The sequence below is a fragment of the Stenotrophomonas sp. GD03930 genome (assembly GCF_029839665.1).
Classification (GTDB): Bacteria; Pseudomonadota; Gammaproteobacteria; order Xanthomonadales; family Xanthomonadaceae; genus Stenotrophomonas; species Stenotrophomonas forensis.
The window spans coordinates 1,327,501-1,349,772 of sequence record NZ_JAOCAV010000001.1; the positions used below are offsets into that span (position 1 = coordinate 1,327,501).

Here is a 22,272-nt window from a genome sequence, read left to right on the forward strand (position 1 = left end):
CTCATATGTATCCTCTCGGGGGTAGAGCACTGTTATGGCTAGGGGGTCATCGCGACTTACCAAACCATTGCAAACTCCGAATACCGAGACGGACTGTATGGGAGACACACGGCGGGTGCTAACGTCCGTCGTGAAAAGGGAAACAACCCAGACCCACAGCTAAGGTCCCAAATTTTGTGCTAAGTGGAAAACCATGTGGAAAGGCACAGACAGCCAGGAGGTTGGCTTAGAAGCAGCCACCCTTTAAAGAAAGCGTAATAGCTCACTGGTCGAGTCGGTCTGCGGGGAAGATTTAACGGGGCTAAGCACAGAACCGAAGCTTGGGGTGCATAACTTTGTTATGCGCGGTAGAGGAGCGTTCCGTAAGCCGTTGAAGGTGGATTGAGAAGTCTGCTGGAGGTATCGGAAGTGCGAATGCTGACATGAGTAACGATAATGCGGGTGAAAAACCCGCACGCCGAAAGCCCAAGGTTTCCTTGCGCAACGTTAATCGGCGCAGGGTGAGTCGGCCCCTAAGGCGAGGACGAAAGTCGTAGTCGATGGGAAGCAGGTTAATATTCCTGCACCTCGCGTAAGTGCGATGGAGGGACGGAGAAGGTTAGGTGTACCAGGCGTTGGTTGTCCTGGGGAAAGGCGGTAGGTTTGGATCTTTGGCAAATCCGGGATCCTTCAAGACCGAGCACCGAGACGAGCCTTTATGGCGAAGTCACTGATACCACGCTTCCAGGAAAAGCTCCTAAGCTTCAGCTTACGCAGACCGTACCGTAAACCGACACAGGTGGGTAGGATGAGAATTCTCAGGCGCTTGAGAGAACTCGGGTGAAGGAACTAGGCAACATGGCACCGTAACTTCGGGAGAAGGTGCACCCTTTTTGGTGGCTCGTGCGAGCTATAGCTGAAGAGGGTCGCAGTAACCAGGCCGCTGCGACTGTTTATCAAAAACACAGCACTCTGCAAACACGAAAGTGGACGTATAGGGTGTGACGCCTGCCCGGTGCTGGAAGGTTAATTGATGGGGTCAGCCGCAAGGCGAAGCTCTTGATCGAAGCCCCAGTAAACGGCGGCCGTAACTATAACGGTCCTAAGGTAGCGAAATTCCTTGTCGGGTAAGTTCCGACCTGCACGAATGGCGTAACGACAGCGGCGCTGTCTCCACCCGAGACTCAGTGAAATTGAAATCGCTGTGAAGATGCAGCGTTCCCGTGGCAAGACGGAAAGACCCCGTGAACCTTTACTATAGCTTTACACTGAACGTTGAGTTCGTCTGTGTAGGATAGGTGGGAGGCTATGAAACTGTGGCGCTAGCTGCAGCGGAGCCATCCTTGAAATACCACCCTGTCGTGCTTGACGTTCTAACCTGGGCCCATTATCTGGGTCGGGGACCGTGTATGGTGGGTAGTTTGACTGGGGCGGTCTCCTCCTAAAGAGTAACGGAGGAGCTCGAAGGTACGCTCAGCGCGGTCGGACATCGCGCACTGTGTGCAAAGGCATAAGCGTGCTTGACTGCAAGATCGACGGATCAAGCAGGTAGGAAACTAGGACTTAGTGATCCGGTGGTTCTGTATGGAAGGGCCATCGCTCAACGGATAAAAGGTACTCCGGGGATAACAGGCTGATACCGCCCAAGAGTTCATATCGACGGCGGTGTTTGGCACCTCGATGTCGGCTCATCACATCCTGGGGCTGTAGTCGGTCCCAAGGGTATGGCTGTTCGCCATTTAAAGTGGTACGCGAGCTGGGTTCAGAACGTCGTGAGACAGTTCGGTCCCTATCTGCCATGGGCGTTGGAGATTTGAGAGGGGCTGCTCCTAGTACGAGAGGACCGGAGTGGACGAACCTCTGGTGTTCCGGTTGTCACGCCAGTGGCATTGCCGGGTAGCTATGTTCGGAAGCGATAACCGCTGAAAGCATCTAAGCGGGAAGCGCGCCTCAAGATGAGATCTCCCGGGGCACAAGCCCCCTGAAGGAACCATGTAGACTACGTGGTTGATAGGTCAGGTGTGTAAGTACAGCAATGTATTGAGCTAACTGATACTAATGATCCGTGCGGCTTGACCATATAACCTCAAGTTGCCTTGGCTTTACGACAGCGTCGTAAGAGCATCCAAGTGCACGCTACGTCACAAGAACTATGCGAGGCTGGCGCCTTGTCCCATCGGGACGAGTGCGACTCTCCAAAAGCCTCCCTGGTGAAATTAGCGCTGTGGAACCACCCGATCCCATCCCGAACTCGGAAGTGAAACGCAGCTGCGCCGATGGTAGTGTGGCTCAAGCCATGCGAGAGTAGGTCATCGCCAGGGTTTACACCCAAAACCCCGCTGCTCACGCAGCGGGGTTTTTCTTTGTGCGCAGGAAAATGCATTGGCCGGAATGCACCGGTAGATCCACGCCACATGTGGAGTGCTGCCGACCATGGTTGGCGGCTACCGATGAGATGGTCCGTGCGGGGTACCTCGTGGTGGCTGTCGGTAGACCCACGCCATGCGTGGCTGTGTGACGTGGGCCTGCGCAATGCGCATGCCGTGGTTGCCGGCCAGCGGCCGGTACTACCGATGGATCGATGCCGTCCTGCGACGCCCATCGAACGGGCCCTTCCCGTGATCCGTCACGCAGAGCACTTAAAAAAAAGACGGCGCCCTGCGGGCGCCGTCTCCAATCGATCCGGTTGCACGTTCCTATCAGGCGACCAGAGCGACCTCGCGCGCTTCCTGCTGGCGGAACACCGAGACCGCCTCAGTCAGCGTTCCCGCCTGCGACCGCAGTTCACGCGCGGCAGCAGTGGCTTCCTCCACCAGTGCCGCGTTCTGCTGCGTGGCCTGGTCCATCTGCACCACGGTCTGGTTGATCTGCTCGATGCCGATCGACTGTTCCTGCGAAGCGGCTGAGATCTCGCGCATCAGGTGGCTGACGCTCTCGACACCACCGACGATGCCCCGCATGCGCTGGCCAGCATCGGCCACCAGCTGCGCACCTTCACCCACCTGGCGGCCGGCTTCGTCGATCAGTTTCTTGATTTCCTGCGCAGCTGCGGCGGAACGCTGGGCCAGCACGCGCACCTCGCTGGCCACCACCGCGAATCCGCGGCCCTGCTCGCCGGCCCGCGCAGCTTCCACCGCTGCGTTCAATGCCAGGATGTTGGTCTGGAACGCGATGCCATCGATGACGCCGGTGATATCGCCGATCCGCTTCGACGCGCCCTCGATCGCCTGCATGGTGTCGACCACCCGCTGCATGGCGGTGTTGCCGTCACTGGCGGCATTCTGCGTGGAGGCGGCCAGCTCACTGGCCTGGCGGGCATGGGCCGCGTTCTGGCGAACGGTGGCAGTCAGTTCCTCCATGGATGCTGCAGTTTCCTGCAGGTGCGCGGCCTGGCGCTCACTGCGTTCGGACAGCGCGCCATTGCCGGCGGCGATCTCGCTGGCGGCGGTACTGATCGAGATGGAGCACTGCTGGATGCGGCCGACCATGCGCGCCAGTTGCCCGGCGGTGGCGTTGGCATCACGCTGGATCGCGGCGAAGGCGCCTTGGTATTCGCCGTGCATGCGCCGGTCCAGATCGCCATTGGCCAGCGCAGAAAGCATCTGTCGCACTTCGTCGACGGTGCTGCCCAGCGTATCGAGCAGCTGGTTGATGCCACCGGTCAGACCCTCCAGGAAGCTGGCACCTTCGCCCGCTTGCAGACGCTGGTCGAGATCGCCTGCGGCGGCGGCGGCAACGATGCCGGCTACAGCATTCTCAAGCGACAGTTCGTGCGTACGGTCATGCCACTCCACGGCGAAACCGAGGCGCACGCCCTGTGCATCGAACACCGGCGTGACCACCTGGGCGAAATGCACCGGGCCGATCTGCACCTTGCCGTTGTGCGTGACCTGCAGGCCATTGAGGATCGCGCGGATGCGGTCCGGATTGGCGTGGAAACGATGGATGCTGCTACCAACGAGGCGTTCGGCGTCGAAGTCAGGGAAGGCCTGGCGCAGCGTCGCCTGCTGGTTGCGCAGCAGGGCCACCACCGAACGGTTCACGTAGCGGATCACGTGGTCGTTGTCGGCAATCATCATCGCGGTGCGCGAGGCGTCCAGGGCCTGGCGGATCTGCGCGTTCTCGGCATGCGCTTCAGCCTCGCGCCCGCGCTGGGCCTGCACGTGGCGGGCGGTATCGGCCAGCGCATGGGCCAGCGAGCCCGGTGCAAAGGCCGCGGTATCCGCATGCGCGCCCAGATCGGCACCGGTGGCGATATCGCGGGCCAATGCTGCGAGGCGGCGTGGGCCGTGGCCGAGCGCCTCGGTCTGCTGGCGCAGGCGCAACGCGACCTGGCCGAGGAACAGGGTCAGGCCGGCAAACAGCGTTGCCTGCAGCAGCGTTGGCCCGGCCGCGGCACCTTCCAGCAGCGGCTGCAACAGCGCGAGCGTGCCAACGCCACCGGCCAGCCATACCGGCAGGCGATCGCGGTGGCTGAGCAGCACGCCCAGCAGTACCGCGATCGGCAATGCCGGCGACAGGCCGACCATCGCGCACAGCAATGCCAGTTGCAGCGGCAACAGCAACGCCAGGCCATTGCGCGCGAGGCTGTGACCCGCCTGTGGGCCGGCCAGCCAGATGGCCGGCAGCACGGCGGCCGCAGCCAACGCGGCACCCGGCACGTGGGGCCCACGCAGGGCCAGAACCAGGCCAGCCACGGCCAGCGCCGCGCTGCCGATCAGCAGTCGGCGATCAGCACGGCGGGCGAGCTGCTGCAGATGCGGCAGCCGGGCGGTATCGGGGGGGCGGGAGGATGCAGCGGACATCGGCGACTCCTGGATCAACAGACGGCAGCGGCCACGCCGCGACGCACGCATGAGCGCGTGGCCTGGGCGTGGACCGGGAATTCGGGGAATGCGACGTCATCAACGCCGCGGAGACAGCGCGCCGTGACCCCATCCTGTGGGTGACGGTGCAGTAGAGCGGGCATGCGGACTTCCTTGCAGAACCAGACACACGCCGCAGGCCCGACCGGGCCCGCGTGCTGCGGACGCAGGGGCCCGCAACTGATGTATCGGCCGCAAACGCGCGGAGTGAAGCGCGCGGAGGCGCGGACTCAGTCGGCGTTGTCGTTGCTGAAGAAGTGCAGGATCACGTCGGCAACCTGTGCCGGGTCTTCCATGTGCAGGTGATGGTTGCCGGGAAACACTGCCAGTCGTCCATCGCACAGGTGCCGCAGGCGATCGCTGCGCATGGGCTCGGGGTAATAGGACTGCGCTGGCGTGGCGTAGATCACCTGCGTGGGGCAGGCGATGGCCTGCAGCAGATTGTCGATCTGGCCTTCGCTGAGGCGGATCGCGGTGGGCAGCATCAGCCGTGGATCACTGCACCACCGGTAGCCGCCTTCGACCGGTTCCACGCCACGCTCAACCAGCAGGCGTGCGCAGCCTTCGCTGAGCTGGTTGGTCATCATCCGCGCACGGATCGGCGCAGCGAGGTCGGGGAACACACGCAACTGCTTGCGTGCGAGCGCACGCGTGGCATTCACATGCTCGCGCAGGCGATGCGCGGTTTCTTCCTCCGGCCCACGCAGGCCGCCGAGTGCTTCGATCGCCACCAGCCGTTCGATGCGGTCGCTGACCGAGGCGGTGAGGCTGGCGATGCCGGCGCCCATCGAATGGCCGAGCAGGCTGAAACGGTCCCAGCCCAGTGCATCGGCCACATCAAGCACGTGGCAGATCGCGGCGGGCGTGGTGTAGCTGGCGCCGGCCGGCAGATGCGCGCTGTGGCCATGGCCGGGCAGATCGATGGCGACCAGCTGCAGCGAGGACAGGTGCGGGGCCAGTGGCACGAAGCTGGCGGCGTTGTCGAGCCAGCCGTGCAGGGCCAGCACGCGCGGACCCTCGCCGTGGTTGCGCAGGCCGGCGACGCGTGCGCCACCGACCTCGAGTTCAAACGGATGCAGGCTCATGCCAGTGAGGCCACAGCCAGCCGCGCCAGGGCGCGTGCGTGTTCCGGTTCGGCGTTGAGGCAGGGGATGTAGCGCATCGTCGCGCCGCGTTCGGCCAGCGTTTCGGTAAAGCCCATTGCCACTTCCTCCAGCGTTTCCAGGCAGTCGGTGGCGAAGCCGGGGCAGACCACGTCGATCTGCCTGACCCCGGATTCGGCCAGCGCCCACAGGCTGGGCTCGGCGTACGGCTGCAGCCAGCGCTCGCGGCCGAAGCGCGATTGATAGCCCATCTGCCATTCGTCCCTGCCCAGGCCCAGCGCGTTGGCAATGGCCTGGGCGCTGGCCTCGCACCGCTGCGGATACGGATCGCCGCCATCGGCCAGGCGTTGCGGGATGCCGTGGAAGGAGAACATCAGCTTCTGGCCACGTCCGTGCTGTTCCCAGTAGCGCTGGATGGAACCGGCAACGGCCTCGACCCAGCCCGGGTCGACCGAATAGTCGCGCACCAGGCTGACCGTCACGCCGGGGTTGCGGCGCTGCCAGGCATCGACGCGGTCTTCGACCGAGGCGGTGGTGGTGGTCGAATACTGCGGATACAGCGGCAGCACCACGATGCGACGTGCGCCTTCGGCGGCCAGGCGGTCGAGCTCGCCAGCCAGCGCCGGTTCACCGTAGCGCATCGCATGGCGAACCCTGAGCGTCGGCAGCAGTGCCTGCATGGCCTGCGCCAGTTGGCGCGTATGCACCATCAACGGAGATCCGTCGGGCAGCCAGACCTGGGCGTACTTGGCCGCCGAACGGCTGCTGCGCAGTGGCAGGATCAGCCCGCGCAGCAGTGGCTGCCACAGCAGTGCCGGAATCGAGACCACGCGGGGGTCGGACAGGAATTCAGCCAGGTAACGGCGTACGGCGGGGGCCGTCGGCGTCTCGGGCGTGCCTAGGTTGACCGCCAGCACGGCGGTATCGGGTGCGTCGAGCATGGGATGTATTGTCGCCGATCCGGTGCCGCGCCGGCATGCAGGGTTCGGATCGCGGGCATAGCGGGCATCTATATGAGCAGGCAACGCTCATTGGCGATTCATGGCAACACTACTAATTTCAGTCACTTGCTATATCTTCCTATGGACTGACTTCTGGAGCCTGCCATGCGTCGCCCGATCCAAGCCCTGCTGATCGCCGCCAGTCTGCTGTCCAGCCAGGCCATGGCCGGACCGCAGGAAGACCAGCGCGCCCGCAACGCCGTGCGTGTGCTGGCCGAAATCCAGGGAATCCCTGAACAGGGCATTCCGGACAAATTGCTCGACGAAGGCCGCGCGGTCATCGTCATTCCCGACACGATCAAGGCCGGCCTGGTCATCGGTGGTCGTCGCGGCCATGGCCTGATGTCGGTGCGCATGGCCAATGGCGCCTGGTCCAACCCGGTGTTCGTCAAGCTCACCGGTGGCAGCATCGGCTTCCAGGCCGGCGTGCAGTCCTCGGACGTGGTGCTGGTGTTCCGCAACGACCGCAGCCTGGACAACCTGGTCAACGGCAAGTTCACGCTGGGCGCCGATGCCGGCGTTGCTGCCGGCCCGGTCGGTCGCAACGCCGCCGCCGCCACCGACGGCCAGTTAAAGGCCGAGATCTGGTCGTGGTCGCGTGCCCGTGGCCTGTTCGCCGGCGTCGCCCTGGACGGTGCGGTGCTGCAGATCGACGATGCCGCCAATCTGGACGCCTACGGCAGCAACACCACGCCGCGCATGATCTTCGAAGGTCGCGCCGGTGGTTCGCCGTCGATGGATGTGGTCGCCTTCCGCGATCGCCTGGAAGAGGCCACCTACGCCGCGCGCAACAACCGCAACGGCAACGGCGGCAATGCGCCGCGTCCGGCAGCGGCTCCGGCGGTCGCCCCGGCGCCTGTTCAGGCAGCGCCGGCCGCCCCGGCCGAGGCCACCACCGCGCCGCTGCAGAACGTGCCGCAGACCCCGACGCCGCAGCAGCAGGGCTTCCAGCCGGTCAACGACGGCGAGATCCGCACGGAAACGCTGGGCGGAAACTGACTTTCGTCACGCGCGCCGGCTAACAGCCGGTGCGCTATGCTCGACAGCCTGATCACTAACGTAACGAGCGTCTTTATGGGCAGTTTCAGCATCTGGCATTGGTTGGTCGTGCTGGCCATCGTCCTGCTGGTGTTCGGCACCAAGCGCCTGACCAGTGGCGCCAAGGACCTCGGTTCGGCGGTCAAGGAATTCAAGAAGGGCATGCGCGACGAGGACAAGCCGAACGCGCAGCTGGGCGACGAGTCGCGCAGCCAGGACGCCTCGCGCACCGCGCAGGACGAGCACGACCGTAACGCTCGCTGATCCGGAGCGGTTGCGGTGTTTGATATCGGCTTCAGCGAACTGCTGGTGATTGCGGTGGTCGCCCTGGTGGTGCTCGGTCCCGAGCGCCTGCCCAAGGCGGCCCGCTTCGCCGGCCTGTGGGTGCGTCGTGCCCGCAATCAGTGGGATTCGGTGAAACAGGAGCTGGAGCGCGAACTGCAGGCCGAGGAGATCAAGCGGCAGATGCAGGACGTGCGCCAGGGCATGCAGGACACCGAGAACCAGCTGCGTGCCAGCGGCGAAGCGATCCGTCGCGAAGCCCAGCAGGCGCAGCAGCAGGGCGACGATCTGGCGCAGGAAGTCCGCGCGCCGGCACCGGCCGACCTGCCGCCGCACCTGGGCCAGCCGGTTGCCGCGGACCAGGCACCGGCACAGGGCGTCGCTGCGGTAGCGCCCAGCGCCGCCACGGCCACTGAAACCACTGCGACGCCGCCGGCGCAGAACACGGAGCGCCCCTCATGAGTGAGCAGGATTTCGGCGAAAGCTCGCTGGTTGAACATCTGGTGGAACTGCGCGGCCGCCTGGTGCGCGCATTGCTGGGCCTGGGCGTGGCGCTGCTGGCGTTGCTGCCATTCACCCAGAAGCTGTACAACGCGCTGGCCGAGCCGCTGGTCTCGCAGCTGCCCAACGGGCAGACGATGATTGCGACCAACCCGGCCGGTGCCTTCTTCGCGCCGTTGAAGCTGACCTTCTTCGTCGCCCTGTTCGTGGCGGTGCCGTGGCTGCTGTACCAGCTGTGGGCGTTCGTTGCCCCGGGCCTGTACGCGCGCGAAAAGCGCCTGGCGGTACCGCTGCTGGTGTCGTCGGTGGTGCTGTTCTACACCGGCTGTGCGTTCGCCTACTTCCTGGTGCTGCCGGCGGTGTTCCACTTCCTCACCACCTTCAGCCCGGACGTAATTGCGATCACCCCGGATGCGAACGCCTACCTGGACTTCGTGCTGGCGATCTTCTTTGCCTTCGGCGGCAGTTTCGAACTGCCGGTGGCGATGGTGATCCTGGTGCTGCTGGGCTGGGTGACGCCGCAGCAGTTCAAGGAAGGCCGCGGTTACGCGATCGTCGGCATCTTCGTGGTGGCCGCCGTGCTGACCCCGCCGGACGTGGTCTCGCAGCTGATGCTGGCCATCCCGATGTGCCTGCTCTACGAGCTGGGCATCCACGCCGCACGCTGGCTGGTGCCGTCGTCGGTAGTGAAGAAACCCGCCGCCTGAAAGAAAAAAGGGGACGGAGGGGATTAAGTCGTTAAAGGCACAAACGACTTAATCCCCTCCGTCCCCTTTTTCCGTCAGGCGTGGAAGATGTCGCTGGAGGTCGGGGTGGTCGGGATCGGCGGTGCGGCGCGGCTGCCGCGGTGCACGAACATCTGCTTCCACGCGGCATAGACCGCGCCGACGTACAGCGGCATCAGTACCGTGGTCAGTACCAGCTGGGCGATGAAGGCCGCGGCCAGCGGGCCGCCGATCAGCATCGCGATCTGGATCACGATCACGAACAGGATGTACATGCAGAACGCGGCGATCAGGCCGAGCACGGCGAACACGATCATCGCGCCGATGTTCTCGATGCAGCCCTGCAGGCTCAGGCGCAGCGCGTGCATGCCGCTCTGCTTGTCGAACACCACCAGCGCCGGCTGGGTGAACATCGCCAGTGACAGCGCGACCGCACTCAGGAACACCAGCAGCATCCACAGCGCGATGCGCTTGGCCGGCAGGTTGGCGACCAGCGCGGCGGCATCGTCCGGCTTGATCTGCTGACCACTGCGGCTGATTTCTTCCATCTTGGTCATGACTTCGCTGAAGGCGGTGAAGCCTTCGCGGCCGATCATCATGAACAGCAGCGCGCCCAGCAGCAGCACCGCCAGCACCTGGATCGCCAGCGGCACCAGCAGGTGGCTGACGCGGTGGTCGCGGATCGGCTGCAGCAGGTGCGAGGCCAGGCCCGGGCGGCCTTCGTCGATCTCGCCCACGGCATACAGCATGCCGCCGAACATGATTGGCGAAATGGCCAGGGTCATCAGCTGCACGGCCATGCCGGCAGCGCCGGGAATCAGCGTCGACAGCAGGGTCACCACCCAGCTCACCAGCAGCCAGGTCAGGCCGATCCGGGCCAGCTGCAGCGGCGCACGCCGGTACAGGGAGAACGTATCCAGCAACCACTGGGCGCCCGCCGAAGCCGGCAGCTTGCGAATCTCTTTCATGGACATCCGGGAAGGGACAGGAGGGGCCGGGCGGCTGCCCGTGGCGCCGATTATCCCTGTTTTGCCGCCGGCTGGGCTGAAGACAGCCGCGCCTGGCGGACGAAGCGGCGCAACAGCTGGCGGGCCAGCGGTGCGGCGCTGACCGCGCGCTCGATGCTGCGGGCACAGCCGCCGTGGCGGCCGATGCAGTCGGCGCGGGCACGCACGTAGCCACGCATGTGGTGGGTGGCGAATTCCGGATGGAACTGCACGCCCCATGCCTGGCGCCCCCAGCGGAAGGCGTGGCAGCCATCCAGCGGCGAGCGGGCCAGCACTTCGGCACCGTCGGGCGCGCGCAGCACGGTCTGCAGGTGGGTGGCGTGGGCGGCGAAGTGCTGCGGCAGCCCCTGGAACAGCGGGTCCTGCGCGGCCTGCGGCTGCAGTTCCAGCTCGATCGTGCCGGACTCGCGGCCGGCCGGGTTGTAGGCCACTTCACCGCCCAGCGCGTGCGCCAGCAGCTGATGGCCGTAGCAGATGCCGAACACCGGCAGGTCGTCGTGGGCGGTCTGGCGCAGCCACGCCGCGCTGCGCTCGCTCCACTCGGCGTGGTCGGTGACGAAGGCGGCCGAGCCGGTCACCAGCACGCCGGCGAAGCCGTGCGGATCGGGCAGGGCGCCACCGTGTTCGACATCGACCACCACTGTCTCGTGTTCTTCCAGCCCGGCGGCAACACGGATCCAGTGCGGGAAGCGCCCGTAGCGGCGCAGCGACGGCACCGGGCGGCCGGTTTCAAGGATCAGGAACGGAGCTGGGTTCATCCGGGGGCGGCAGCACTGACAGGACTTCCTCGATTGTAGTCAGCCCCTGCGCCACCTTTTCAAGCCCGGCCTGGCGCAGGGTTCGCAGCCCTTCAGCCCGCGCGGCGCGGGTGAAACCGGCCAGGTCCATGTCGCCGCGGATCTGCCCGCGCAGCCGCGAGCCCAATGGCAGCAGCTCATACAGGCCGATGCGGCCGAGGAATCCGGTGCGCCGGCACTCCAGGCAACCGACCGGCCGACAGGGCGTGGCGGCATCTGGATATGCAGCATGGCTATCAGCCAGCACCGCCCAGTCGGCGGCGCCAAGGCTGTGCGGCTGCTTGCAGTGCGGGCACAGGGTGCGCACCAGGCGTTGGGCGAGGATGCCGTTGAGGGTGCTGGCCAGCAGGTAATGCGGCACGCCCAGGTCGAGCAGGCGGGTGACCGCCGAGGGCGCATCGTTGGTGTGCAGCGTGGATAGCACCAGGTGGCCGGTCAGCGAGGCCTGCACCGCCATCTGCGCGGTTTCCAGGTCGCGGATCTCGCCGATCATGATGATGTCCGGGTCCTGCCGCAGCAGGGTGCGCACGCCACTGGCGAAGTCCAGGTCGATGTTGGTCTGCACCTGCATCTGGTTGAACTCGGGCGCGATCATCTCGATCGGGTCTTCCACCGTGCACACGTTCACGTCCGGTGTGGCCAGCCGCTTCAGCGTGGAATACAGGGTGGTGGTCTTGCCCGAGCCGGTCGGGCCGGTGACCAGCACGATGCCGTGCGGGCGCTCGACCAGTGCATTCCAGCCGGCGGCCTCCTGCGGGCTGAAACCGAGCTGGTCGATGCTCTTGAACGCGGCATCCGGGTCGAAGATGCGCATCACGCACTTCTCGCCGAAGGCGGTGGGCATGGTCGACAGGCGCATCTCGACTTCGCGGCCACCCGGCGAGCGGGTCTTGATGCGGCCATCCTGCGGGCGCCGGCGCTCGGCCAGGTCCATGCGGCCGAGCACCTTGATGCGGCTGACCACGGCGGTCATCACCGCCGGCGGCACCTCGAACACCTTGTGCAGCACGCCGTCGATGCGGAAGCGCATGCGTCCCATCTCGCGGCGCGGCTCCAGGTGGATGTCCGAGGCGCGCTGCTCATAGGCGTACTGCAGCAGCCAGTCGACGATGTGCACGATGTGCTGGTCGTCGGCGTTGACGTCGCCGGCACGGCCCAGCTCGACCAGCTGTTCGAAGCTGGGCAGGGTGGTGCTGGCCTCACCGCGCACATCGCCGCGGGCGCCACGCACCGAACGGGTCACCCCGTAGAACTCCATGGTGTAGCGGTGCAGGTCCAGCGGATTGACCACCGCCAGCTCGATGCGGCGCCGGGTCAGGTGCTGCAGGTCGCGGCGCCATTCCTGCACCAGCGGCTCGCTGGTGGCCACCAGCACGCGCTCGGCATCCACCGCCAGCGGCAGGAAGCGGTGGCGGCGGGCATAGGCATGCGACACCAGGGCCGTGACCGCGGCGACGTCGACCCGGGTCGGGTCGATGCGCAGATAGCGGCAGCCGGTACGCTGCGCCAGCCATTCACTGAGGCGTTCCAGGGTCAGTTCGCCGCCGCCGGTGGCCGCCAGCTTGAGGTTGGACAGCAGCACCAGCGGATGCACTTCGCTGGCGTTGCGCGCCCCCTGTGTGGAGAACCGCATGCGCTCGCGGTCCTGCTCGGCCACCAGGCCATCGGCGATCAGGGCCGCGGCGATCTGCTCGAAATGCAGGCGGCCCCAGGGCAGCGGAACGCCGCCCGACTCGCCGGGCGTGCCCACCGGCAGCCGATGTTCCATCTGCCTGCTCCTCCCGGGTACGGAATGCCCCGCAGGTCGGCCGTTATACTAGCGCACCCCCCTTGCCGGCCAAGAATCGTCCGCATGTCCGCGACCCCGACCGTTCCGATCACCTTCCAGGGCCTGATCCAGACCCTGAACCAGTTCTGGGCCCAGCAGGGCTGCGTGCTCATCCAGCCGCTCGACCTGGAGGTGGGCGCCGGTACCTTCCACCCGGCCACCTTCCTGCGTGCGATCGGTCCGGAAGGCTGGAACGCGGCCTACGTGCAGCCCTCGCGCCGCCCGACCGACGGCCGCTACGGCGAGAACCCGAACCGCCTGCAGCGCTACTACCAGTACCAGGTGGCGATGAAGCCGGCACCGGACAACATCCAGCAGCTGTACCTGGATTCGCTGAAGGCGCTGGGCATCGATCCGCTGGTGCACGACCTGCGCTTCGTCGAGGACAACTGGGAATCGCCGACGCTGGGTGCCTGGGGCCTGGGCTGGGAAGTCTGGCTCAACGGCATGGAAGTGACCCAGTTCACCTACTTCCAGCAGGCCGGTGGCCTGGAATGCCGCCCGGTGCTGGGCGAGATCACCTATGGTCTCGAGCGCCTGTGCATGTACCTGCAGAACTGCGACAACGTCTACGACCTGGTCTGGACCTACGGCCCGGACGGCCAGCCGGTGACCTACGGTGACGTCTACCACCAGAACGAGGTGGAGCAGAGCACCTACAACTTCGAATATGCCGACGTGGACGAACTGTTCCACCGCTTCGACGCCTGCGAGCGCGAAGCGCAGAAGCTGGTGGAAGTGAACCTGCCGCTGCCGGCCTACGAGCAGGTGATGAAGGCCAGCCACACCTTCAACCTGCTCGATGCGCGCCGCGCGATCAGCGTGACCGAGCGCCAGCGCTACATCCTGCGCGTGCGCGCGCTGGCCCAGGCGGTGGCCAAGGCCTATTACGAGCAGCGCGAGAAGCTGGGCTTCCCGGGCGCCAAGAAGGCCTGACCGCCGCTCTCCCCCTTACTCCGGGGCGCCGGACGCGTCGCGCGCTGCGCCCCCACCACAGGATTGAAACGATGAGCCAACTGTCCCCCCTGCTGATCGAACTGGGCACCGAGGAGCTGCCGGTCAAGGCGCTGCCGGGCCTGGCCCAGGCCTTCTTCGATGGCGTTGTCGACGGCCTGCGCAAGCGCGGCGTCGCGCTGGAGCTGGGCGATGCACGCCCGTTGTCGACCCCGCGCCGGTTGGCCGTGCTGCTGCCGGGCGTTGGCCTGGAACAGCCGGAACAGCACAGCGAAGTGCTGGGCCCGTACCTGAACATCGCGCTGGACGCCGAAGGCCAGCCGACCAAGGCCCTGCAGGGCTTCGCCGCCAAGGCCGGGATCGACTGGACCGCGCTGGAGAAGACCACCGACAACAAGGGTGAGCGCTTCGTGCACCGTGCGGTGACGCCGGGCGCGAGCACCGCCAGCCTGCTGCCGGAGATCCTGCGCGAGGCGATCGCGGCGATGCCGATTCCCAAGCCGATGCGCTGGGGCGACCACGCCTGGGGCTTTGCGCGCCCGGCGCATTGGCTGGTGCTGCTGCACGGTGGCAACGTGGTCGAGGCCGACCTGTTCGGCCTGCAGGCCGGCCGTGTCAGCCGTGGCCATCGTTTCCACCACGACCAGGCCGTGTCGCTGGCACAGCCGCAGGATTACGTGGAAGCCCTGCGCGCCGCGTTCGTGCTGGTCGACCCGAGCGAGCGCCGCGCGCGCATCGTCGCCGAGGTCGAAGCCGCTGCGGCCAAGGCCGGCGGCAGCGCCCGCATCACCGAGGACAACCTGGAGCAGGTGGTGAACCTGGTCGAGTGGCCGTCGGCGGTGCTGTGCAGCTTCGAGCGCGCGTTCCTGGCGGTGCCGCAGGAAGCGCTGATCGAGACGATGGAGATCAACCAGAAGTTCTTCCCGGTGCTGGATGACAGCGGCACGCTGACCGAGAAGTTCATCGGCATCGCCAACATCGAATCGAAGGACGTGGCCGAAGTGGCCAAGGGCTACGAGCGCGTGATCCGCCCGCGCTTCGCCGATGCCAAGTTCTTCTTCGACGAAGACCTGAAGCAGGGCCTGGCGTCGATGGGCGAGGGCCTGAAGACGGTGACCTACCAGGCCAAGCTGGGCAGCGTGGCCGACAAGGTCGCCCGCGTGGCCGCCCTGGCCGAGGTGATCGCGCCGCAGGTTGGCGCCGACGCTGCGCAGGCACGGCGTGCCGCCGAACTGGCGAAGAACGACCTGCAATCGCGCATGGTCAACGAATTCCCGGAACTGCAGGGCATCGCCGGCCGCCACTACGCCGTGGCCGGTGGCGAATCGGCCGAGGTCGCGCTGGCCATCGACGAGGCCTACCAGCCGCGCTTCGGTGGCGATGACATCGCGCTGTCGGCGCTGGGCAAGGTGCTGGCGATTGCTGAACGCGTGGACACGCTGGCCGGTGGTTTCGCCGCGGGCCTGAAGCCGACCGGCAACAAGGACCCGTTCGCCCTGCGCCGCAATGCGCTGGGCCTGGCCCGCACGATCATCGAGAGCGGCTTCGAGCTGGACCTGCGCGCGCTGCTGGCCAGCGCCAACGCCGGCCTGGCCGCGCGCAACGTGCAGGCCGACGTCGGCGAGCTGTACGACTTCATCCTCGACCGCCTGAAGGGCTACTACGCCGACAAGGGCGTGCCGGCCACGCATTTCAATGCGGTGGCCGAGCTGAAGCCGGCCTCGCTTTACGACTTCGACCGCCGCCTGGATGCGATCGGCACCTTTGCTGCGCTGCCGGAAGCCGAGGCGCTGGCCGCGGCCAACAAGCGCATCCGCAACATCCTGCGCAAGGCCGAGGGCGACATTCCGGCCCAGATCGACACGGCGCTGCTGCAGGAAGACGCCGAGCGCGCGCTGGCTGAAGCCGTCACCGCGGCCATCGACGACACCGGCGCCAGCCTGCAGCACAAGGACTACGTGGCCGTGCTGGCCCGCCTGGCCCGGCTGCGCCCGCAGGTCGACGCCTTCTTCGATGGCGTGATGGTCAATGCGGAAGATCCGGCGCTGCGTGGCAACCGCCTGGCGCTGCTGACGATGCTGGGCGAGCGCCTGGGCAAGGTCGCGGCGATCGAGCATCTGTCGAGCTGATGCCGGTACCGGTAGTGCCGGCCGCTGGCCGGCATTGCCCCCGCGCATCGGGTCGATCTGTGGGTTGCCGGCCAGCGGCCGGCACTACCGGATAACCGCCGGCGGATGTCCATCGGGGTCATTGCCGGCATCGCGCACGATGCCGGCATCCTCGGCTGCGATCACGATGATCGCCACAAAGGCGCGTATTTTGACCGCCACTTAACAACCGATCCCGAATGACGTGATGCATTTCGCATCGTCACCTCCGGTCGGTATGCTGTGCCGCATGCAGCCAAAGAAATACGCCCTGCCGCTGATGGTCCTGTCGTTGGCCGCCACTTCCGTGGCCCACGCGCGCGGCACCATCGACAAGGTGGACATCAAGGGATTGGACAAGGGCGACGACGCCGCAATCATCGAGAACATCCAGGAATCGCTGTCGCTGTACGACACGATCGGCAAGGAGCAGGGCGAGTCGCGCCTGGAGTACCTGTTGTCGCAGGCCGAGCGGCAGACCCGCCAGGCGCTGGAACCGTTCGGGTACTACAACCCGGTGATCAAGGTTGAAGCACCGCGCGAGGATGAGCACGTGCGGGTGCTGATCCATGTCGACAAGGGTGCCCCGGTGACCGTGCGTCGCGAGCACATCGACATCACCGGCCCGGCGATCTACGACCAGTACCTGCAGGACGACCTGGCCGCGTTCAAGCCGCGCAAGGGCCAGCGCTTCGAGCACACCCAGTACGAAGCCAGCAAGATCACCATCACCCGACGCCTGGCCGAGCGTGGCTACTTCGATGCCGACTACACCCAGCGCCAGGTGCAGATCACACGCGCCGACAACGCCGCAGACATCGACCTGACCTGGGACAGTGGCCGCCGCTACAACATGGGCCCGGTGCGTTTCGTACAGGACTACTTCGTCGACAAGCTGTTCGACCCGCTGGTGTACTGGGACCAGGGCAGCTACTACCACGAGGGCAAGCTGGATCGCCTGCGGCAGTCGTTGACCAAGCTGGACTATTTCAGCGTGATCGACATCCAGCCGCGTCCGGACCAGGCCGACGCGAACGGCGACGTGCCGGTGGACGTGAAGCTGACCCGCGCCAAGCGCACCATCTACACCGCCGGCCTGAGCTACGGCAGCGAGAGCGGCCCGGGTGTGCGCGGTGGCATCGAGCGGCGGTTCCTGAACAACCGCGGCCACAAGATGAACACGCAGCTGGACTATGCGCAGAAGCGCAAGAGCCTGGTCACCAGCTACCGCATCCCGGCGTTCAACTGGCTCGACGGCTGGTACACCTTCGCCGCCAGCGCGTATGACGAGCAGACCGATTACATCGACCTGCGCAACTTCAAGCTGATCGCCAGCCGCAGCGGCGAGATCAACGAGCACTGGACCGCGATCGCCTCGGTCAACGCGCTGCGCGAGCGCTGGCGCTACGCCTCCGGCACCGAATTCACCGATGCGGTCTACAACACCTCGACGCTGGTGTACCCGCAGATGGTGGCCGACTACGTCAACGTCGACGACCAGATGTTCCCGCGCAAGGGCATCAGCGGCACCGCGACGCTACGGACCGGCATCGAGGGCGTCGGTTCGGATACCAGCTTCGTGCAGGCCAATGCCGTGCTGCGCTGGTACATCCCGGTGGGCGAAAGCAACCGCCTGATCCTGCGCGGCGAGGGCGGCACCACCTGGACCAGCGACCTGGTGGCGATGCCACCGAGCCTGCGCTATTTCGCCGGCGGCGACCGCAGCATCCGCGGCTACGCCTACCGCGAGGTCGGCCCGCGTACGCCGGCGCCGGACAAGTACGCACTGGGCGCCAAGAACCTGGTGATCGGCTCGGCCGAGTACGAGCACTACTTCAATGGCGGTCCATGGGGCGCGGCGGTGTTCGTCGATACCGGCAGCGCCTTCGACAACACCATTGATCTGCACACTGGCGTCGGCTTCGGCGTGCGCTGGAAATCGCCGGTCGGCCCGGTACGCATCGACGTGGCGCACGGCCTGAACAACCCGGATTCGCAGTTCCAGCTGTACCTGAACATCGGAGCGGACCTGTGAGCACGCCCGCACCCACGCCGACCCCGAACACGCCGCCGCGCGTGCGCTTCTACCGCCGCCGCCGCTTCTGGGCATGGTCCGGCGCCGGCGTGATCGGGCTGGTGCTGCTGGCCCTGCTGGCGGTGTACTGGCTGCTGCAGACCGTGGCCGGCCGCGATGTGCTGCTGGCGCAGGTGGTGGCGCGGCTGCCGGTGGGCGCCAGCTTCACCTGGGACAAGGTGGACGGCCCGGTGGCCGGTCCGCTGACCCTGTACAACGTCGACTTCCGCTATGACGACATCCATTTCCACGCCGAGCGCGCGCACCTGGAGCCGGACCTGCGCCCGTTGCTGGGCCGCAAGCTGCTGCTGGACAAGCTGGAACTGACCAACGCGACGTTGAACCTGGCCAAGAGTGACGAGCCGTTCAAGCTGCCGTCGTGGCCGGATTCGCTGCCGCAGATCGAGATGCCGCTGGCGATCCAGGCCGACGCCATCGCCATCGATGGCTTCCGCATCAGCCAGGCCAACGAGCCGGTGATCGACATCAGCCGCGTGCGCGGTGGCATCGAAATCGCCAACGGCGAATTCCAGGCGCACAAGCTGGTCGTGGACAGCGACATGGGCAATTTCACCGCCCAGGGCCGCTACATCCCGGCCAAGGACTACGACACCGACGTGACGGTCACGGCGGTGCTGCCGGCCCCGCGTGGGCGCACTGCAGCGACGGTGGGGCTGGTGGCACGCGGCGACCTCGCCCACATGGAGGTGGCGCTGGCCGGGCGTGCACCGAAGCCGCTGCACGCGATGCTGGTGTTCGACGGGCGGACCGACCCGACCTGGAACGCCAGCGTGCGCAGCGACGAACTGGATCTGTCGCTGCTGTCGCCGGCGCTGGCGAGCTCGGCGATCGCACCGTTGGCACTGGACTTCACTGCCGCTGGCAAGGGCGGCAACGCCAACCTGCATGGCAAGGTGAAGCAGGGCGACCAGGAACTGGAACTGGCACCGTCGGTGGTGTCGCTGCAGGACCAGGTGCTGAAGGTTTCGCCGTTGCTGGTGAAGGGCCTCGGCGGCGAAGCGCGGCTGGAAGGTACGGCCGATTTCAGCCAGGAAGACCAGCAGAAGCTCAATTTCTCGGTGGTCGCACGCGATCTGACCTACGTGCCGGCCGCGGACCCGAACACCGCCGGCAGCGCGCCGGTACCGGTGACGCTGAAGGAAGCGCGCTTCGGCCTGGCCGGCACGCTGAAGGCGTGGGCGGCGATCGGCCGCGCCGAGGTCGAACGCGAAAAGCAGAAGGCGCAGCTGCGCTTCGACGTGCGTGGCAATGACCAGGCCGCGTCGATCCATCAGCTGCAGGCGCAGACCCCGGGTGGCCAGCTGCAGGTGGAAGGCCAGGTCGCTTGGGCGCCACAGCTGGACTGGGACGCCAAGGCCACGCTGAAGGACTTCGACCCCGGCTATTTCGTGCCGGGCTGGAATGGCCGCCTGTCCGGCAACCTGGCCTCCAAGGGCCGCCAGCTGCCGCCGCCGGCCAACGCCGCACCGGGCACGGCCGGTACGTTGGAAGCCACGGTGGACCTGCCGTCGCTGAAGGGCGTCCTGCGCCAGCGCAACCTCGACGCGCAGGGCAAGTTCGCACTGCAGGGCGATCAAGGCCAGGGCGACCTGAAGCTGTCGCTGGGCAGCAGCCGGGTCACCGCTTCGGGCAAGGTCGGTGATCGCCTCGACATCGACGCACGCTTCGAACCGCTGCAGCTGAGCGATCTGCTGCCGGGCGCCGACGGTGGCCTGCGTGGCCAGGTGCAGGTGAAGGGCCCGCGCGATGCGCCGGACATCACCGCCGACCTGATCGGCAACAACCTCAACTGGGATGGCTACGGCGCCGAGAGCGTAAGCATCAAGGGCCACCTGCCGTGGCGCGGCGACAGCGGCACGCTGGCGGTGCAGGGCCAGCAGGTCAACGCCGGCATGCTGCTGGAACGGCTGAACATCGACGCGCAGGGCAGTGTGTCCAATCTGCGGCTGGCCGCGCAGACCCGCAACGACATGGGCGCGATCGAGCTGCAGGGCAGCGTGCGCCAGCAGGGCGCGCAGTGGCGTGGCGAGCTGGCATCGCTGCGCATCGCACCGGTGAAGGGCGATGCCTGGTCGCTGCGTGCGCCGGCCGCGTTCGCGATCAACGGCAGCACCTACACCCTGTCCGAAGCCTGCCTGGCCGCCGCCAGCAGTGGCGCGCTGTGCGCCCAGGCGAACTGGCCGCGCGAGGGCCTGGTGGTGCGCAGTGATGCGCTGCCGCTGGCGCTGGTGCAGCCGTGGCTGCCGCCGCAGTCCGGCCGCCGCATCTACCTGCGCGGTGATGTCAGCCTGGACGCGCAGATCCGCCCGCGCGGCAATGCCTGGGAAGGCCATGTGGAAGCGCGCTCGAAGGAAGGCGGCGTGCGCCTGGGCGAGAACCGCACCACGGTGGGCGATGCGTCCCGTGGCGAGCTGGTGCGCTATGACCAGTTCTCGCTGAAACTGGACATGACCCCGGCCAGCATCAAGGGCTACCTGGGCATGGGCTTCCAGGGCAACGGTTTCGTCGATGCCAAGATGCAGACCGGCTGGGAAGCCAGTGCGCCGTTGAACGGCGAGCTCTACCTCAACATGTCGCGGCTGTACTGGCTGGAGCTGTTCTCGCCGGACATCGTGCGCCCGACCGGCCTGATCGAAGGCCACGTCAGCCTGCGCGGCACCCGTGGCCAGCCATCGCTGGGCGGTGACGCGCAGCTGAGCAACTTCAAGGGTGAATTCCCGGCGCTGGGCCTGACCTTCGACCAGGGCAAGGGCAGCTTCGTGGCCCAGCCTGATGGCTCGGCCAGGATCACCGCGCAGGCCAATTCCGGCCAAGGCACGCTGTACGTGGATGGCGGCCTGTCGTGGTTCGGTGATGCACAGCCGCTGCAGCTGAAGATCCACGGTGACAACGTGCTGCTGTCCAACACCAGCGAACTGCGCATCGTCGCCAATCCCAACCTCGATTTCACCCTGGCCAAGGCGGCAATGGAGCTGCGTGGAACCGTGCATGTGCCCGAGGCCGATATCGACCTCGAACGCCTGGACCGCGGCACCTCGGTGTCCGAAGACGTGGTGGTGCTCGATCCGGTCGATCCGGAAGAGTCGCGCACCTCGCCGTTGGACATGGACCTGACGGTCAGCCTCGGCGACAAGGTGAAGATGACCGGCTTCGGCCTGAAGGGCGCGCTGACCGGCAAGATGCAGGTCTGGGCCAAGCCCGGCCGCGAGATGACCGCCAACGGTGGCCTGGAAGTGAGCGGGCGCTACAAGGCATATGGGCAGGACCTGACCATCACCCGCGGCAACCTGACCTGGAACTACAACGCGGTCTCCGACCCGCGCATCAACATCCGTGCCGAGCGCCGGGTCGGTGATGTCACGGCGGGCATCGACGTCACCGGGCGCGCGCAGCAGCCGCGTGCGGACGTGTGGTCCGAGCCGGCGATGTCGCAGTCCGAGGCGCTGGCCTACCTGGTGCTGGGCCGCAGCCTGACCGGCGCCAGCAGCGACCAGACCCAGCAGGTCAACGCGGCCTCGGCGGCACTCTCTGCAGGCAGTGGCCTGCTGGCCTCGCAGCTGGGCGCCAAGCTGGGCCTGGACGACGCCGGCGTGAGCCAGTCGCGCGCGCTGGGTGGCTCGGTGATCGGCGTCGGCAAGTACATCTCGCCCAAGCTGTACGTCGGCTACGGCGTGTCGCTGGTTGGTGCAGGTTCGGTGATCACGCTGAAGTACCTGCTGCGCCGCGGCTTCGACGTGGAAGTGGAATCGAGCACGGTGGAAAACCGCGGTTCGATCAACTGGCGACGGGAGAAATAACGATCTGGTAGTGCCGGCCGCTGGCCGGCAGCTGCACCGTAGCTCCCGGGTTGCGTGGGTTGCCGGCCAGCGGCCGGCACGACCGTGCACGTCGACCCAACCATCGGCCGTTGCCCCGGCCGCCCCCAGCGGCTATGGTCCCGGGCTGTTCTG

Annotated in this window: 14 protein-coding genes and 2 rRNA genes (1 of these 16 only partly in view); 10 read left to right on the forward strand and 6 right to left on the reverse strand. The window is 66.6% G+C overall.

Annotated features, from left to right (window positions below; translation table 11 throughout):
* Together N5C18_RS05975 and rrf are read left to right on the forward strand one after the other, a co-directional pair.
* Positions 1–2,059: ribosomal RNA gene (locus N5C18_RS05975) — 23S ribosomal RNA — on the forward strand; it begins 821 nt to the left of the window's first position.
* 126 nt (positions 2,060–2,185) lie between these two features.
* A 5S ribosomal RNA gene (gene rrf, locus N5C18_RS05980) occupies positions 2,186–2,300 on the forward strand.
* A 378-nt stretch (positions 2,301–2,678) separates the two neighbouring features.
* On the opposite strand, the gene N5C18_RS05985 is transcribed toward rrf, so the two are convergent.
* The 3 genes from N5C18_RS05985 to hemH all read right to left on the reverse strand — a co-directional run bounded on the left by N5C18_RS05985 (position 2,679) and on the right by hemH (position 6,888).
* Positions 2,679–4,784 (reverse strand): methyl-accepting chemotaxis protein, encoded by a 2,106-nt coding sequence (locus tag N5C18_RS05985; protein ID WP_279944048.1) that lies wholly within the window; start codon positions 4,782–4,784, stop codon positions 2,679–2,681.
* 290 nt (positions 4,785–5,074) lie between these two features.
* Complete coding sequence (locus N5C18_RS05990; RefSeq protein WP_164240825.1) at positions 5,075–5,929, reverse strand: alpha/beta hydrolase; 855 nt, start codon at positions 5,927–5,929, stop codon at positions 5,075–5,077.
* On the reverse strand, positions 5,926–6,888 hold the full coding sequence (gene hemH, locus N5C18_RS05995; protein WP_006477610.1) for a ferrochelatase: 963 nt from the start codon (positions 6,886–6,888) through the stop codon (positions 5,926–5,928). The genes N5C18_RS05990 and hemH overlap by 4 nt, the downstream gene beginning before the upstream one ends.
* A gap of 165 nt (positions 6,889–7,053) precedes the next feature.
* On the opposite strand from hemH, the gene N5C18_RS06000 reads away from it, so the two are divergent.
* The 4 genes from N5C18_RS06000 to tatC all read left to right on the forward strand — a co-directional run bounded on the left by N5C18_RS06000 (position 7,054) and on the right by tatC (position 9,476).
* Positions 7,054–7,947 (forward strand): YSC84-related protein, encoded by an 894-nt coding sequence (locus tag N5C18_RS06000; RefSeq protein WP_279944049.1) that lies wholly within the window; start codon positions 7,054–7,056, stop codon positions 7,945–7,947.
* Positions 7,948–8,022: 75 nt separating this feature from the next.
* Complete coding sequence (gene tatA, locus N5C18_RS06005) at positions 8,023–8,250, forward strand: Sec-independent protein translocase subunit TatA (RefSeq protein ID WP_005420453.1); 228 nt, start codon at positions 8,023–8,025, stop codon at positions 8,248–8,250.
* 15 nt (positions 8,251–8,265) lie between these two features.
* Positions 8,266–8,730 (forward strand): Sec-independent protein translocase protein TatB, encoded by a 465-nt coding sequence (gene tatB, locus N5C18_RS06010; RefSeq protein WP_279944050.1) that lies wholly within the window; start codon positions 8,266–8,268, stop codon positions 8,728–8,730.
* Positions 8,727–9,476 carry a twin-arginine translocase subunit TatC gene (gene tatC / locus N5C18_RS06015; RefSeq protein WP_008267959.1) on the forward strand — a complete coding sequence of 250 codons (750 nt, stop codon included), beginning with the start codon at positions 8,727–8,729 and terminating at the stop codon, positions 9,474–9,476. The genes tatB and tatC overlap by 4 nt, the downstream gene beginning before the upstream one ends.
* 74 nt (positions 9,477–9,550) lie before the next feature.
* On the opposite strand, the gene N5C18_RS06020 is transcribed toward tatC, so the two are convergent.
* Genes N5C18_RS06020 through N5C18_RS06030 form a run of 3 tightly spaced genes read right to left on the reverse strand, consistent with a single transcriptional unit; the run spans position 9,551 to position 13,066 of the window.
* A complete protein-coding gene (locus N5C18_RS06020) occupies positions 9,551–10,462 on the reverse strand; it encodes a BPSS1780 family membrane protein (protein ID WP_049455838.1) in 912 nt (303 codons plus the stop codon).
* A gap of 50 nt (positions 10,463–10,512) precedes the next feature.
* Positions 10,513–11,259, reverse strand: coding sequence for a glutamine amidotransferase (locus N5C18_RS06025; protein ID WP_053510505.1), 747 nt, complete (start codon positions 11,257–11,259; stop codon positions 10,513–10,515).
* The gene (locus N5C18_RS06030) at positions 11,231–13,066 is read right to left on the reverse strand and encodes a GspE/PulE family protein (protein WP_279944051.1); all 1,836 of its coding nucleotides are present in this window, start codon (positions 13,064–13,066) and stop codon (positions 11,231–11,233) included. Before N5C18_RS06030 ends, N5C18_RS06025 begins: the two co-directional genes overlap by 29 nt.
* An 84-nt stretch (positions 13,067–13,150) precedes the next feature.
* Here N5C18_RS06030 and glyQ point away from each other — a divergent pair, with 84 nt between their 5' ends.
* The 4 genes from glyQ (at position 13,151) to N5C18_RS06050 (ending at position 22,119) form a co-directional block, all read left to right on the forward strand.
* Positions 13,151–14,062: a glycine--tRNA ligase subunit alpha gene (gene glyQ, locus N5C18_RS06035; protein WP_053451179.1), complete on the forward strand. Its 912-nt coding sequence runs from the start codon at positions 13,151–13,153 to the stop codon at positions 14,060–14,062.
* 71 nt (positions 14,063–14,133) lie between these two features.
* On the forward strand, positions 14,134–16,209 hold the full coding sequence (glyS, locus tag N5C18_RS06040) for a glycine--tRNA ligase subunit beta (RefSeq protein ID WP_164087129.1): 2,076 nt from the start codon (positions 14,134–14,136) through the stop codon (positions 16,207–16,209).
* Between the two features lie 256 nt (positions 16,210–16,465).
* Positions 16,466–18,262, forward strand: a complete 1,797-nt coding sequence (locus N5C18_RS06045) for an autotransporter assembly complex protein TamA (RefSeq protein ID WP_279944509.1) — start codon at positions 16,466–16,468, stop codon at positions 18,260–18,262.
* Complete coding sequence (locus tag N5C18_RS06050; RefSeq protein ID WP_279944052.1) at positions 18,259–22,119, forward strand: translocation/assembly module TamB; 3,861 nt, start codon at positions 18,259–18,261, stop codon at positions 22,117–22,119. The genes N5C18_RS06045 and N5C18_RS06050 overlap by 4 nt, the downstream gene beginning before the upstream one ends.
* Positions 22,120–22,272: the final 153 nt, after the last annotated feature.